Origin of the sequence: Sphingomonas sp. Leaf38, from assembly GCF_001421825.1 — a bacterium.
In the GTDB taxonomy this organism is placed as follows: Bacteria; Pseudomonadota; Alphaproteobacteria; order Sphingomonadales; family Sphingomonadaceae; genus Sphingomonas.
On record NZ_LMLD01000009.1, the window covers coordinates 532,554 to 546,581 of the forward strand.

The following is a 14,028-nucleotide window of genomic DNA, read 5'->3' on the forward strand; positions in this document are numbered from 1 at the left end:
CCCTCCCCCCCTCCTTCCGCGCTTGAGCCATGAAGGAGAGACGGCATGGACGACCAGCGCGTGTGGGAATTCGAAGGTAGCCTATGGGATGCCAGCGACGAGCATTACCAGAACCGGATCGACGAGGAGATCGTCATGGTCTTGCCCCGGCCGCCTTATGTATTCCAGGGGCAGGAAGCGAAGGATGCGGTCAAGGCTACGCCCGACTGGGATTCGGTCGAGTTATCGGATCGACGAGTGTCACGACCTCAAGAGGGTCTGATCGTCGTTGCGTACACTGCGCGATGCGCGAGCGGCGACGAGAAGTACGAGGCCCACTGCACCTCGACTTTGCGGATGCGGGGACACGACGATTGGCTGGTCGTTCAACATCAGCAAACGCCACCCTTAACCGCTAGCGTGGAGGCCTGACCGCCGGCCTGCCGTTGCGCCTGATACATACCTGTAACAGGTGTGACGGTACCTAACCGGGAGTCAGCGCCCTCATTGCTGGTGTAATCCCGACAGCCTCAACTGCGGCCGGTTATCGCGACCAATGGATCCCCCAGGCGACCGTCGGCGAGTATGGAAGCCGTAGCATCGCGGAACCCTGCTGTTTCCAAATAGAGGCGGACAAGCGATGCGTGGCCCTGCGTATCGAAAGCGCGCCAGACCGCCACGGCCTTAGTCGGGAAGCAGCGGTTCGAGAAGCTTACGATGACGAGGCCTCCCGGCTTCAGCACACGACGGACCTCGCGCAGTACCCCCAGGGGGTGTTGCAGATATTGAACGCCGACACAGATCAGTACGGCATCGTAGCGCGCGTCCTCTTCGGACAGGTCAGGCACATCGTTCAGGTTCTGGACGAACCAGCGATCAAGGCGCGGGTTGGCCGCGAGTTCCTCTGCGTTCATGCCCTGGCCGACGACCTCGGCATAGGCGACGTCGTCCGGCAGGTGGCTGACCCAACTTGACATGAGGTCGAACACCCGCCCGCCAGTCAAGATCGAATTGCGGTACAGGCTGGTCAGGGCGCCGACAGCTGCCTCGTCGATGTGCGTGACTAAACGCGGGGGTGCGTAGAAGCCAAGGTCGTCGCCATCATCCTGACGGTCGAAGGCCCGCGCCGGCAGTCCCAATTCGATCGCTTCGGTCATGCGGTAAGCCCCTGCAATGCCAAGCCGCCAGTATCCGCGACCACAGCGTCCATTGGGAACCGTATCCAGGGGCGCACCGCGAGATAGCGGTTGTCCTCAATCACCGGCGGCGGCCGAGCCAGACACCGGCCCCCGCGAGGCCAAGAACCGCCATACCGCCAGCCGCGGCTGCCAGCTTGCGCCCCCGGTGTGGATCGCGCCGGCCACCATCCGGACCGGCGGAGACGCCTGGTTCGAACAACACCCCATCGCTGTCGTCACCGTTGGGCGCGCGGGCGGACCAGGTGTCGAGGAAGCCACTCATGATCGCCGCCAGCAGGTTCGGCGCCGCGAACTCGCCGAGTTTGAAGGCGATTGCCGCCGCGCCGACCGCAGTGAGGTTACGGGGGTGCGTGGCGAGCCGCACGACAGCCTTATCAACCGTCTCTGGTGCGAGCGAACCCGGGGGTAACGAAAGGTGTGCGCCAGTATAGTTACCGGCGTGGTCAACGCCGGGTGTGTCGACGAAGGTTGGGCAGACGTCGCATATGTGAATGTGCGGGCGCTTCGATACCTCACCGCGCAAGGCCGAGCTAAACCCGCGCAACCCGAACGTACTCGCCGAGTAGGCCGCAGCGTACGGCGTGGCGACAAAACCGCCCGCCGAAATCATGTTTACCCAGGTGCCGTGATCCTGCGCTAGGAAAGTCGGCAGTACTGCATGGACGTCGTTCATGTGGGCGACGAGGTTCACGTCGACGACACGGCCATGATCCGCGATCGGCACGTCTTCGTACCGGCCGAGCACACCGACGCCTTCGCAGCTGAACCAAAGATCAATGCCACCAAGCAGATCGCACGCCTCGGCTGCGAACGTCGCCACAGCGCTCGCGTCGGTGCAGTCGACCGGACGGACAGTCGCGTGGCCGCCCGCCGCTGCGCAGCACCGCGCAACGTCATCCAGCCCTTCTTTACCGCGGGCACCTATGACGAGGTTTGCGCCCGCCTCAGCGAACGCCACGGCCGTCGCGGCGCCAATGCCACTTGACGCACCGGTGACGACCACCCGCTTCCCGGCGAGAGTATGACCAGCACTCATTGGAAGCTGCCCAACGCGTTAGGCACCGGACCGATGGGGAGGCGGCGCTGTCGCGTTGAAGGAACTGTCCTGTAATCAACCATGGACCCTAACGTTCCGACACCCCCCCGGTGTTCCGCGTCGGGGAGGCGTCTCACGATCTAGTCCTGCCGACATTGGCCACGGAGACCTACTGTAATCCATCTAGCGTTTGTCTCGCTAGGCACCTCGATCTGCAGCGGGCACGATCGCGCTCTCGACGATGCCATGCAGCGCATCAATGTGCCCCGCGTCTCTGGCGCCATTTGGGTCCGACGTCATAACCACCGTTATTCGCAGATCGGGGATGACGTAGATCATCTGGCCGCCATAGCCCCAGGCAAAGCGCACTGGATGACCTCTCATCTCGGTAAGGAACCAGCCATAGCCGTACTCCTTCCCGCTCCACGGTGAGATCGCGCGTGGCGTCCAGCTTTGCGCGATCCATTTGGCCGGGACGATGCGCCGGCCTTCAATCATACCACCTAATCGATAAAGCTCGCCAAAACGGGCAAGTGCTCGGGGCGAGAGTTTCATCTCGTTGCCACCAAAGTAGATGCCTTGCGGGTCAGCCGGCCAGGACGGGATCGCGATCTCGAGCGGCTCACCGAGCCACGCCCGCGCGTTGGCAAGCGTGCTCTTTCCTGTCGCGCGCGTCAGCATCGCCGAGAGCAGGTGGGTAGATCCGGTGGAGTAGAGCATCGCCGTTCCGGGATCAGCGACGAACGGCCGGGCCAGCGCGAAACGTACCCAATTGGGGCTAGATACCCAGCGGCCGTAGTTCTCGCCGGAAGTGCGCTCGAGCCCAGCTTGCATCGACAGGAGGTTGCCGATGGTCACCCCCGCGAGACGTGGGTCAGGATCGGCGGGCGCGTCTCGTCTGAGCAGCGGCAGTACCGGCTGGTCGACGCTGTCAAAGACACCGCGTTGTATAGCGATGCCGATCAATGCCGACATTACCGACTTCGACGCCGACTTGATGTTGACCGGCTGATCTAGCGGGGGACCGCCGTTAAACACCTGCGCTGTCAGCGTCTGTCCGTCGCGAAGAATGAGGAGCGAACGGAGCCGCGGGAGTACGGCGGCCCGGGCCTGCACGTCGCGCATCGCTGCGGCGTTCATCCCTTTCGTGTCCGATCCGGCGACCGCGCTCGAACTGGCCGCACCGGCGGACGACGCTGATCCGTCGCAGGCGGTGAGGAGGATAAGCAAGGGAAGGATGAGCCGCATCGGCAACATGTCGCCCGTCAAATTTGCCTTACAAGCCCGCTACACGGCACGTTATCTCCGTTGAGCCGTTTCCTGCTGATGCCACCAGCAGGAACTGATATGACCGACGATCCACGCACCAGCCATCCGACAAGTTTTCCAATGAGCCGCAACAGCCGCGGCCCGGCTTGACGACGAACATGCGAACTAAGCCTGATCATGGCGAGGAAAGTTACGTCGGCAAGGGCCTGCTCAAAGGCAAGGTGGCGCTCATAGCAGGAGAAGATTCCGGTATCGGCCGGGCAGTAGCGATTGCTTATGCCCGTGAAGGTCCAAGCGTGGCGATCTCATACCTTGCGGATGAGCAGACCGACGCTGAGGAGACACAGACCTCGGTTGAGCAGGCAGGGCAGCGTTGCGTTTTGCTACCAGGCGATCTCCGCGACCGGGATCATTGCGTAAGCATCGTAGAGCGTACGATCGCGAATTCGGCGGTATTGATGTGCTCGTAAACAATGCCGCCGCTCAGACAATGAACGACGACCTGGAAAGCATCGATGATGACGAGATGCAGGGTGCCTTCGCTGCTAACGTCTTTGCCATGATCCGTTTAGCCAAGGCGGCTGCGCCGCATATGAAGCCTGGTTCGGCGATCATCAACAGGACCAGCGAACAGGCAAAGGTCGCTGGCAAGAACATGATTGTCTACGCGGCGACCAAGGGCGCTATCTCGAGCCTGACGGTGGGCCCGTCCAACCTTTTATCCAGTGACGGCATTCGCGTGAACGCGGTGGCGCCCGGTCCAATCTGGGCGCCTATCCAGCCGATCGCCAAGTCACCCAAAGAACTGGAAACGCTCGGCCAGGACACTCCGATCGGCCGCGCTGGCCAGCCGGGCGAACTCGCTCCCGCCTATGTGATGCTCGCGTCGGCAGAGGGGAGCTACATGTCCGGTAATGTCGTGGCCGTGACCGGCGGGGTTCCGATTTCCTAATCCCTGCCGGCATAACCTCAGCCGATCGAGACTAAGCGTTCAGCTGAGGTTGCCACAAGACCCAGAAGGCGACGCTCACGGCATTCGAACAGCTCGCCCAAACCGGACGCTGGTTCATATGCTGCGGCCAGCCCAGTGTGGTGTTAGAGAGGGCCGATGGCTGTCTTAAACAATTTCCAGCGTGAGCAAAGTGGCGTTGCTACCAGAATGGTGGCGGCACTTTGTCTCACTATCCTGGTGACGGCGGCTTGCATGCACGTAAGTGTCCCGGCGTTTCTCCCGCTGCAAGATCGCCTGATTGCTGTCGCAAGGGCAGACCTTTTGGTCCTCTTCTGGCTTGCAGCGACGATTGGAAACGTGGCGCGACTACGTTTCTTCTCGGCAACCGATATCGCCGGCAGTGCCTCCACGACCGGCAGTGCGGACATAAGCAGCGCCAACGCAGTGTTGCAAAATACCTTGGAGCAGGTGACGTTGGCGGTTCCGATCCATGTCGCGCTGGCAGTGCTGGTTGAGTCGTCGGTGACGCTGATCATTGCGCTTTCGATGCTCTTTGCCGTCGGGCGTCTGCTGTTCTGGATTGGCTACGCGAATGGTGCGAGGTCTCGGGCATTCGGATTCGCGTTGACCTTTTACCCGAGTGTCGTTGGACTAATCATCGCGGTGGTCGCGGTAGTGCAATCGTCGCTCTAGCGATGTGAGCCGGGCAGCGACGGCAGCGACGGCCCAGTTGCGGACATTCAGGCCGGCCCCGCCTCTTCCCGAAACCAGCCGTTCATTCATGTTCCGGTTTCGCGCTTAAGCTCCCTTCTTCGGCGCTTCCATAGAGGTCGCGGGTAGGTGCCTGCTCACCTTGATCTCGAGGAGGCTGACCATTTCTGGCTGCAGCAAAGCCTAATCATCCGGTATGTCGAGGCAAATTACGCGTGCCTGCCAGAGCCTCTCGGAAGCGTCGCTGCAGCTCGCTTTGATGCGCCTTCTCCATGACGAAAATCAGGTCGGCGTATCTGACCAGCTCAGCAGTGAGTGGGTTTTCGGCATCATGGTTGGTCCCGGCAGAGCCAACCTCCAGTTCTTCTTGCAACGAAACCACCTGCTAGGCCGTCGGGCTTCGCAGCTCGTTCTGGCTACACACCAACAGAACCGATGCTGCCCAAACTAGCCTAAACCGGCCAGAGCTTCTCTGTCGTCCGGGCACGACCGCATGCTTCGGTCCGAGCGCCCCGGAGCATGCTCGACAAATCCGGTCGGGGCCTTCAAACCGTGTCCGTACCGCGCAGGGTGCGCGTAACCGATCGGTCTGGAGCGCTCATGCATCGTCGCCACTTTCTCACGTCCGCCGGCCTCGCCTCTGCTCTTATGGCCCTGCCAGCGATCGCGCGCGCTGCGATCGGTCGCGACGACGCGAAATTGCGTGCCATGCTCGACCAGTTCTTCTTCGCGCGGCTGGACAACAGCCCCGAACAGGCGACCTCGCTCGGTCTCGACACCGGCGCGCGGGTCGGACTTAAATCGAAGCTTGACGACACCTCACGCGCCGGCGAGCTGCGCCAGTTCGCGCGGGCCAGGACCGAGCTCGCTGCGCTGAAGACGGTGTCGCGCGACGCGCTGGGCGACGCGGGAAAGATCGATTACGACGTCGTTGAATACAGCCTAGACCGCATGATTGCGGGGCAGCGCTTCGCGTACGGCGCCAGTGCGGGCCGGTACGCGCCCTATGTGCTGACCCAGTTGAGCGGCGCCTATCGCGACGTCCCGGACTTCTTGGCCAACCAGCATGCGGTGAAAACCGCCGCCGACGCGGACGCCTATGTCGCCCGCGTGCAAGCCTTTGCAGGCGCGATCGATGCCGAAACTGAGCGGCAGCGCGAGGATGCCGCCAAGGGCGTGTTCGCGCCGGACTATATCCTCGACACCACATTGAAACAGCTGGCGTCGGTGCGCGACAAGGCGCCCGAAACGTCCGGCCCGGCAACCGATCTGGCTGCCAAGCTTAAAGCGGCCGGTTTGCCGCCCGAGCGCCGCTTGGCGGTTGCGGCGCTGATGCGCGAACGAGTGTTTCCCGCGCTTGATCGGCAACGCGCGCTGGTGACCGAATTGCGCAGCAAGGCGACGCACGATGCGGGCGTCTGGCGCTTACCGGACGGCGACGCATATTACGCCGCCGCGGCAAGTGCCGCCACCACGGTGGAACTGACCGGAGACGAGATCCACAAGCTCGGTCTGTCTCAGGTCGCGGAAATCGGCGCGCGCATTGACGGCATCCTCAAGACTCAAGGCATAACGCAAGGTAGCGTCGGCGAGCGTCTAGTCGCGCTTAACAAGCGACCCGACCAGCTGTACCCCAACACCGATACAGGTCGCGAGGCGCTGCTCGAGCAACTCCGTGCGCAAATCGCCGCGATGGCGAAGAGCCTGCCCGAGCAATTTGCGGTTCTGCCCAGGGCGCCGGTCGAAGTGCGTCGCGTTCCCGAGGCGATCCAGGCCGGCGCGCCAGGTGGCTATTATCAATCCGCCTCACTCGACGGGTCGCGATCGGCGATCTATTTCATCAACCTGCGTGACACGTTCGACCGCCCGAAATTCGGCCTGGCGACGCTGAGCTATCACGAGGCGATCCCCGGCCACCATCTCCAGGTCATGACGGCGCTGGAGAGCGAGGACATCCCGCTGATCCGCCGCCGCGGCTTCTATTCGGGGTATTCCGAGGGCTGGGCGCTCTACGCCGAACAGCTTGCCGACGAGATGGGCGTTTACGATGGAAACCCGCTGGGCCAGGTTGGCTACCTCCAGTCGCTGCTGTTTCGCGCCACCCGTCTGGTGGTCGATTCAGGCATGCATGCCAAGCGCTGGAGCAGGGAGAAGGCGACCGATTACCTGATTGCCACAACCGGTATCGCCCGTGGGCGCAGCCAGGGTGAGATCGACCGCTACACCGTCTGGCCCGGACAGGCCTGCAGCTACAAGATCGGTCATACCGTGTGGGTCCGCCTGCGCGACGAAGCCAAGCGGAAGGCCGGCGCCAACTGGGACCCGAAGCAGTTCCACCGCGTGCTGACCATGGGAGCGATGCCATTGACGGTGCTGGAGAAGGTCGCGCGGGAGCGGATCGCGTAGCAGACCAGATCCGGGAGTCCCGGAGACAGGGCAGAGCATATCGTTCTTCGGTACCTAGGCGGCAGTGATTCCCCAAGAAACGCGCAACGCGTGCGGGTTAAATGTCGCGCCGTACGTTCTCATTGACGCACTGAATCGCAATCCTTGCAGCGTATGAATACCCACAAGCGGACGTTTAGGAGGCCTCGCCCCTTTTCCAACTTCGGACACTCATTCATCTTTAAAATGATAGTGCATATTGCCAAAGTTTGATCGTTAGCATCCTATTACGGTGGCAATACACAAAGCTTCGACGATATCATTTCAGCGCAACCAGGCTGGTCGGAAAGTATATAAGGTCAGTAACTAAAACAACGTAATCAGGCTAAGGTAGCCGTTCAGCGCCGGCTCGAATCTTGGGCTAAAGATCGGATGCACCGTTACTCCCAAGCCCGGCTGGATATAGATCCCCGCCGCAGCGCGATAGGCGTAGCTGGCCGTGGCAGCCCAGGTACCTTTGTAGAATGATTGGGTTGTCGGGACACGAGCGCGCAGTCCCTCCGGACTATACACGTTATACGTTGTTACCAACGACGCCAGATCGAACGGACGGCTTTTGATGAGACCGACGCCATAGACGCGGCCTTCGTAATATTGCGTGAAGAAGTTCTGTTCCGGTGGCGCGTAGTTGAATGTCGCTCCGGCATAGATTCCGCGAAAGGGTTTCGCCGGATCGGTCTGCGTCAGCTGTTGATCGGCAGCGACGAAAACGGCCCAATTATCTTTTTGCGCACCATCCGAGAAACGAGTGTAGCGCGTCGAATTGTGAATGCCGCCAAACCGTACCCAGGCAGATTTCGTTCCGGGCGCCGATGCCCGATTGAAACCGATTTCGTCGATCAATAAGACGCCAGTACCTGGCGGAGAGAAACGAAAACCTCCCGGGTTTACGGCGTTTTCCGCCGTCGCGCCCCCTGGTGGCAAGCTGCGCTGAATACCGAATTTGTTGTAGAAGCCGGCCTTGGATCGTACCCGGACATTGATACCGGGAGCGGCAAACCCGCCATAACTCAAACCGAGTTGGAACGGGATCGTCGCCTGCGGTCCAAGGTTTCCGGTTGCCAGATTGCCACCGACGTTGATCCCGAGGAACTCCTGCGTGTTGTCGATGTAGCCCGCTTTGAAGTCCAACACCCCCGCGATCACATCCTGATAATAGTGGAGACGACCGATCCGGATTTTCTTCGGACCGTTCACTGCTGGAAAGCTGTTGTCGACGATGCTCAATGTCGTCGCGATCTGTCCACCCTTGAGCCCAATACGGCCGAGGTCATAGGTCGCGGTGAGGCTGGCCGTGGTATTGGTCCGCGTTATACGCTGACCGTTATAAAGCTGTGGTCCACGATAGCCGCGATCGTTCTGCAAGAAATCATATTGGAAGTTGGCCGTATTGATCGGCGAAATGCCTATCCCGATATCGGCGAGTGCATCACGAACGCCCAGATGATCGGCGAGGATCGTATCGGCAACCTTGGGATACGAGATTGCCCAACCCTTCAGACTAAGATCGTCGAACCGCTTGAAGCGATCGGGCGCGGGCAAGACGCTGTCGTCTGGCAGTGCGCTGGTTGTAGCAGGCTGTGTCGTCTGTTCGGGGGGAACCGGTCGCGGGGGCACCTGAGCAAGAGCCACGGAGGGCGCTGACACCGCCAATAGCGCTGCAACGCAGCAGAATGCGGTAGGATCGGACATACGCAACTCTCCAAATATCAGCGACGCGTCGCGCGCTCCGCCTGCGCCCAGGCCAGCGCCATCAACTCGGGCAGCACCGCGACGCGCTGGCGTGCCTCGGCAGACGCCGCGGTACCGTTCAGCACGCGGCCTTTTATTCCGTGGAAGATCGCGGCGAGGCGAAAGAAGTTGAACGCAATGTAGAAGTCGTATCCGGGCATCGAAGCCAAGCCACGCCGAGCACAATAGGCCTGCAGATACGTCTCTTCGGACGGGATCCGCAGCGAAGCTGGATCCACACCACCAAGCCCGGCGACGATATGTGCCGGCATCCGGTACATCATGGCATGATAGGCGAAATCCGCTCCCGGATGCCCGAGTGTCGACAATTCCCAATCGAGCACAGCCAATATCCTGGGTTCGCTGGGATGAAAGATCAGATTGTCGCAGCGAAAGTCGCCATGCACGATGGACGATGCATCGTCGTCGAGGGGAATGTTCGCCGGCAGCCATTCGACGAGCCGGTCCATATACGGGTCCCGCCCTGCGGCATCGTCGGACAGATACTGGCTCGACCAACGCGCGATCTGACGTTCGAAATAATTGCCGGGCCTGCCATAGTCGGCGAGTCCGATCGCGTCTGGATCGATCCCGTGGAGCTGCGCCATCGTCGCATTCATTGCATCGAAATACGCAGCCCGCTCTTCGGCAGGTACGTCAGGGAAGGTCGCGTCCCAGACGACGCGCCCTTCGACCATGTCCATGACGTAGAACATCGTGCCGATCACCGTGTCGTCCACCGACAATCCGTGCACGTGCGCTACCGGAAAGCCGGCACGCTCGAGTGCGATCAGCACCCTGGCTTCGCGGTCGACGGCGTGAGCGCCCTTCAGCAACGGCCCGGGCGGCTTGCGACGCAGGACGTAACGTCGCTTCGGCGTGGCCAGATGGTAAGTCGGATTGGATTGCCCACCGCGAAACTGCGTGACGATCAGCGGCCCCTGATAGTCCGCAACATGCTCGCGCATCCACGTGTCCAACGCGGCTTCGTCAAGCTCGAAACCCGGGCGTACTGGCGTGGTCCCCAGATTGGCATCGGAGACCCTCGTCATGACGTGCTCGACCCGCAACTTGCGGCGCCGCGGTAACGCTTCGCCGGGAAAACCAGCGTCAATTCGGCGGCGCAACATGCGATCTGGCACCGACCAACCCTTGTATGCCAAACCTTCAAAGCGTCTGTCCGTCGTCGATCGTCATCACCGAACCGGTCAGGTTCCGGCTCGAATCGGACGAGAAATACAGGATCATCGCGTCAAGCGCGTCGCTGTCCATAACGCGCTTTCGCGGAAAGGACGCGAGCAGCCGCTGCCCCGCCGGCTGATCCCAAAGCGTTTCGTTCATTTCGGTGGAGATGTAGCCGGGGCAAAGCACGTTGACGTTGATGCCCTTGCGTGCCCAATCCTTCGCCAGCGATCGCCCCATCTGCGCGACGGCAGCCTTTGTCGCGCTGTACGGCGCAATGCCCGCCCCCGGCTGATGCGCGGTAATCGACGATATTATCGTGATGCGACCATGTTCGCGGTCCTGCGATCCGGCTGCCACCATGCGCCGCGCACCTTCGCGTGCCGTCAGGAAAACACCGCGCAGATTGACCGCGACGATCCGGTCGAAGGCGTCGGCCTCCAGCCCGAGAGAACTGCCTGCGACGTTCAGTCCGGCGTTGGCAATGACCGTATCGACGGGGCCGAAGCGTGCTGCTGCTTCGTTATAGGCCGCGATGATCGAGGCCTCGTCGGTGACATCCATCGCCAGCGGCAGCGCTTCGCCGCCATTGTCCGAGATATCCTGCGCAAGCGTGTCGAGCAGATCGGCACGCCGCGCCCCGATTACGACTTTCGCACCGCTCGCCGCCAATATGGTCGCAAAACGACGCCCCAGTCCCGAGGAGGCCCCGGTGACCAGCGCAACACGACCGGTCAGATCGAACGAAAATCCCGTCATGCCGACACCAGTGCCGCAACCGCACGCGCGGACATGACCTTCTTGTCGAGCTTTCCGGTCGCGCCGATCGCCATCTCATCGACCAGGACAAGATGTTCCGGCCATTTCTTGCGCGACATTCCTTCGCGTTGGAGATGCGCGATCATCTCGTCGAAACTGATTGGCGACGCGCCATCGCGTATCCGGGTGCGGAGCGTTGGGCGGTACGCCATTTGTCCTTCGCCCTGGCACCGGGCGAAGTGCTGGCGCTGGTCGGCGAGAACGGCGCCGGGAAAACGACACTCGTGAAGCTGCTTGCCCGGCTCTACGACCCCGTAGAGGGTCGCGTGCTGCTCGATGGTCGAGACCTGCGCGACTTTGATCTCGATGCGTTGCGCGGCGCGATCGGCGTGATCTTCCAGGACTTCGTGCGCTACAATCTACCAGCTGCCGACAACATCGCGGTCGGCCGCATCGAGGCGCGCGGTGATCGTCAACGGATCGAGACCGCCGCCGCCGCCGCCCTCGCGGACGACGTCGTCGCTAAGCTGCCCGGCGGGTACGATCAGATGATCGGCAAGCGGTTCCGCAACGGTGTCGATCTATCGGGGGGTGAATGGCAGAAGATGGCAATTGCCCGCGCGTATATGCGCGACGCCGAGGTCCTGATCTTGGACGAGCCCACCGCTGCTCTCGATGCGCGCGCCGAGTATGAGGTGTTCCAGCGGTTTCGAGAACTCAGTACGGGGCGGTCGGCGGTGCTTATCTCACACCGGTTCTCCAGCGTGCGCATGGCAGACCGCATCTTGTTTCTCAGCGATGGCCGCGTAGAAGCATCTGGTACGCATGACGCCCTGCTCGCCGCTGGCGGGCGATACGCCGAGTTGTTCGAGCTTCAAGCTGCTGGGTATCGATAACTGGCATCGCTTACGCAACGACCCACAAGGCGACATTCGCCCGCGGTTCCTGGCTCACCAATTTCGGACATTCATTCACTTTTCGGGTGATCTCGACCAGGGCCTCGTCCACCGTGCGAGCATCTACTTTCGACAGTTTTCAGACGACTAGCTTTACGCTGTTACATGCAATTTGTGCCGGCAAGGCTGGTGGCCATCGCCCAAAACTTTAAATTCAATGTCATTAGCGCGCCACTCAGGGCATCTGTTCGGTATGAGCCCTGACTGAACCCCGCCCCATCAAGGCTGCTCGTCACTAACCCCACCGACCTAGCATCGGCTCGCGAATCCCGATTGGCTGGTCGATCTCGCCAGAAGGCAAGCGCGCAACGCCGCCGGAATGGGCTGGTACCCAGTCAGGGTACTAGAGCGGTACCAGCCGCCATAGTTGGTACTTTCTCCATAAGCGCTACCATGGCCGGCATGACGACAGACGAGATAGACCACAGCATGCGGGCCGCGATCCAGCGCCTTACGACAGGTGAGCGGGAGTGCCTGAAGCGTTGTCTGGATCATCAGACGGCCAAGGAGATGGCGCTGGATCTGGGCGTGTCTCCTCACGCTGTCGAAAAACGTCTTAAGATGGCGCGTGCCAAGCTGGGCATATCGTCCTCGCTTGAGGCGGCAAAGCTGGTGGCAGCAGCCGACGAGGCCAACCGCCTGGTACCCCAAACGTCCGGACTTTCGGGAACCAACGCGATCGTTGAGGAGGTTCCGGCCGCCATTCCTCTTCCGTCGACCACGCAGGGTGAGCGGCGCCCCTCCATCTATGTGATTTCAGGAGCGATCGTTATGATCTTAGTCGCTGCAGCCGCCCTCATGTTCTGGCTCCAAGGCTCTGGCACTGGCGGCCAACAGGCAATTCCACCCGTCGTTGCTGATGCGGCGCTGGCAACACCAGCGAACGCAGCACCAACACCAGGCACCGAAGCTATGCTGCGGCAGCTTGTCGCCGGCCTCGCGAGCGGCTCACCCGATTACAGAAAACTTTCGCCTGGGTTCGCGGAGGTAGTTCAACGCGATCTCCCCATGACACACCCCATGTTCAAGGCCCTCGGCGAGCTGAAATCTGTGACGTTTCGCTCACGCGGCATGAAGAACGATGACATCTACAACCTTGTCTTTACTAATGGTCAGGTTCTGATGTCGGCCGCGCTCGATCCCGATGGCAGAATGGCGGGCGGCATAATGCAACCGGGCAACCGCATTCCTTCTGCAGCGATGCCATCACCTGGCACTGAGGCTGCAGTTAGGAACCTTGTTGCTGGCTTGGCGAGTGGCTCGCCAGATTACGACAAACTTGCCCCAAAATTCGGTGATCTGGTGCGGAGCGATATGCCGATGTCACGACCTATGTTCAAATCTATGGGCGAGTTGAGGTCGGTCACTTACAAGGGGAAGGGCAGAATGGGAGACGACGTCTACAATCTGGTCTTCGCCAACGGTGGAGTATTGATGTCTGCTTTCCTCGACGCGAACGGACGAATGGCCGGAGGGTTCATCGCTCCGCCGAGTACACCTCTCCCTTGATCCTGCAAGTGGCGGAGCGAAAAGCTTCCTCCATGAGACGCAACCACTCAAGCGTCGCAAGCGGTTGCGTTTTTCATCTGCTTCGCGGCTTCGCTCAGTCGCCCGAGACAGGGGATTGCCAAACGAGCTCTGCCACGGCTCGGTTTGGGAGAAAACGCCCACTTCTCTGTGCAGCGAGACCCAATGTCAGCCGTTCAACGGCCAGCAGTCGCTCTTCAGGACCAGACGTTCGTTCATGTTAGCTGAAGAGATACCGAGGCTGGGTCCCAACAACTTGCCCCACGACGAAACTCACGTAAG

The 14,028-nt window shown here is 61.2% G+C and carries 12 protein-coding genes and 1 pseudogene; 6 read left to right on the top strand and 7 right to left on the bottom strand.

Features of this window, described 5'->3' with window-relative positions; all coding sequences use genetic code 11:
* The first annotated feature begins 45 nt into the window (after window positions 1-45).
* Window positions 46-411, top strand: a complete 366-nt coding sequence (locus ASE88_RS04665) for a hypothetical protein (protein WP_056475890.1) — start codon at window positions 46-48, stop codon at window positions 409-411.
* Window positions 412-509: 98 nt separating this feature from the next.
* Here ASE88_RS04665 and ASE88_RS04670 read toward each other — a convergent pair whose 3' ends face one another.
* From ASE88_RS04670 to ASE88_RS04680, 3 genes are all read right to left on the bottom strand, one after another.
* On the bottom strand, window positions 510-1,136 hold the full coding sequence (locus ASE88_RS04670) for a class I SAM-dependent methyltransferase (RefSeq protein ID WP_056475892.1): 627 nt from the start codon (window positions 1,134-1,136) through the stop codon (window positions 510-512).
* A 100-nt stretch (window positions 1,137-1,236) separates the two neighbouring features.
* Window positions 1,237-2,214, bottom strand: a complete 978-nt coding sequence (locus tag ASE88_RS04675; RefSeq protein ID WP_056475895.1) for an SDR family oxidoreductase — start codon at window positions 2,212-2,214, stop codon at window positions 1,237-1,239.
* A gap of 198 nt (window positions 2,215-2,412) precedes the next feature.
* The gene (locus ASE88_RS04680) at window positions 2,413-3,462 is read right to left on the bottom strand and encodes a serine hydrolase domain-containing protein (protein WP_055877234.1); all 1,050 of its coding nucleotides are present in this window, start codon (window positions 3,460-3,462) and stop codon (window positions 2,413-2,415) included.
* A gap of 179 nt (window positions 3,463-3,641) precedes the next feature.
* Here ASE88_RS04680 and ASE88_RS04685 point away from each other — a divergent pair.
* From ASE88_RS04685 to ASE88_RS04700, 3 genes and pseudogenes are all read left to right on the top strand, one after another.
* Window positions 3,642-4,435, top strand: a pseudogene (locus ASE88_RS04685) (SDR family oxidoreductase).
* A gap of 156 nt (window positions 4,436-4,591) precedes the next feature.
* Window positions 4,592-5,128, top strand: coding sequence for an MAPEG family protein (locus tag ASE88_RS04690; protein WP_056475898.1), 537 nt, complete (start codon window positions 4,592-4,594; stop codon window positions 5,126-5,128).
* Window positions 5,129-5,746: 618 nt separating this feature from the next.
* Window positions 5,747-7,552 (top strand): DUF885 domain-containing protein, encoded by a 1,806-nt coding sequence (locus ASE88_RS04700; protein WP_056475904.1) that lies wholly within the window; start codon window positions 5,747-5,749, stop codon window positions 7,550-7,552.
* A gap of 345 nt (window positions 7,553-7,897) precedes the next feature.
* Here ASE88_RS04700 and ASE88_RS04705 read toward each other — a convergent pair whose 3' ends face one another.
* The 4 genes from ASE88_RS04705 to ASE88_RS19710 all read right to left on the bottom strand — a co-directional run bounded on the left by ASE88_RS04705 (window position 7,898) and on the right by ASE88_RS19710 (window position 11,382).
* Window positions 7,898-9,283: a carbohydrate porin gene (locus ASE88_RS04705; protein ID WP_082466212.1), complete on the bottom strand. Its 1,386-nt coding sequence runs from the start codon at window positions 9,281-9,283 to the stop codon at window positions 7,898-7,900.
* 17 nt (window positions 9,284-9,300) lie between these two features.
* Window positions 9,301-10,374 carry a phosphotransferase gene (locus ASE88_RS04710; protein ID WP_056476451.1) on the bottom strand — a complete coding sequence of 358 codons (1,074 nt, stop codon included), beginning with the start codon at window positions 10,372-10,374 and terminating at the stop codon, window positions 9,301-9,303.
* 115 nt (window positions 10,375-10,489) lie between these two features.
* Window positions 10,490-11,263: an SDR family NAD(P)-dependent oxidoreductase gene (locus tag ASE88_RS04715; protein WP_056475909.1), complete on the bottom strand. Its 774-nt coding sequence runs from the start codon at window positions 11,261-11,263 to the stop codon at window positions 10,490-10,492.
* Complete coding sequence (locus tag ASE88_RS19710; protein ID WP_268795204.1) at window positions 11,260-11,382, bottom strand: hypothetical protein; 123 nt, start codon at window positions 11,380-11,382, stop codon at window positions 11,260-11,262. The genes ASE88_RS04715 and ASE88_RS19710 overlap by 4 nt, the downstream gene beginning before the upstream one ends.
* 15 nt (window positions 11,383-11,397) lie before the next feature.
* Here ASE88_RS19710 and ASE88_RS04720 point away from each other — a divergent pair, with 15 nt between their 5' ends.
* Both ASE88_RS04720 and ASE88_RS04725 read left to right on the top strand, forming a co-directional pair.
* The gene (locus ASE88_RS04720; protein WP_235527817.1) at window positions 11,398-12,159 is read left to right on the top strand and encodes an ABC transporter ATP-binding protein; all 762 of its coding nucleotides are present in this window, start codon (window positions 11,398-11,400) and stop codon (window positions 12,157-12,159) included.
* 453 nt (window positions 12,160-12,612) lie between these two features.
* Window positions 12,613-13,728: a sigma factor-like helix-turn-helix DNA-binding protein gene (locus ASE88_RS04725; protein WP_056475912.1), complete on the top strand. Its 1,116-nt coding sequence runs from the start codon at window positions 12,613-12,615 to the stop codon at window positions 13,726-13,728.
* Window positions 13,729-14,028: the final 300 nt, after the last annotated feature.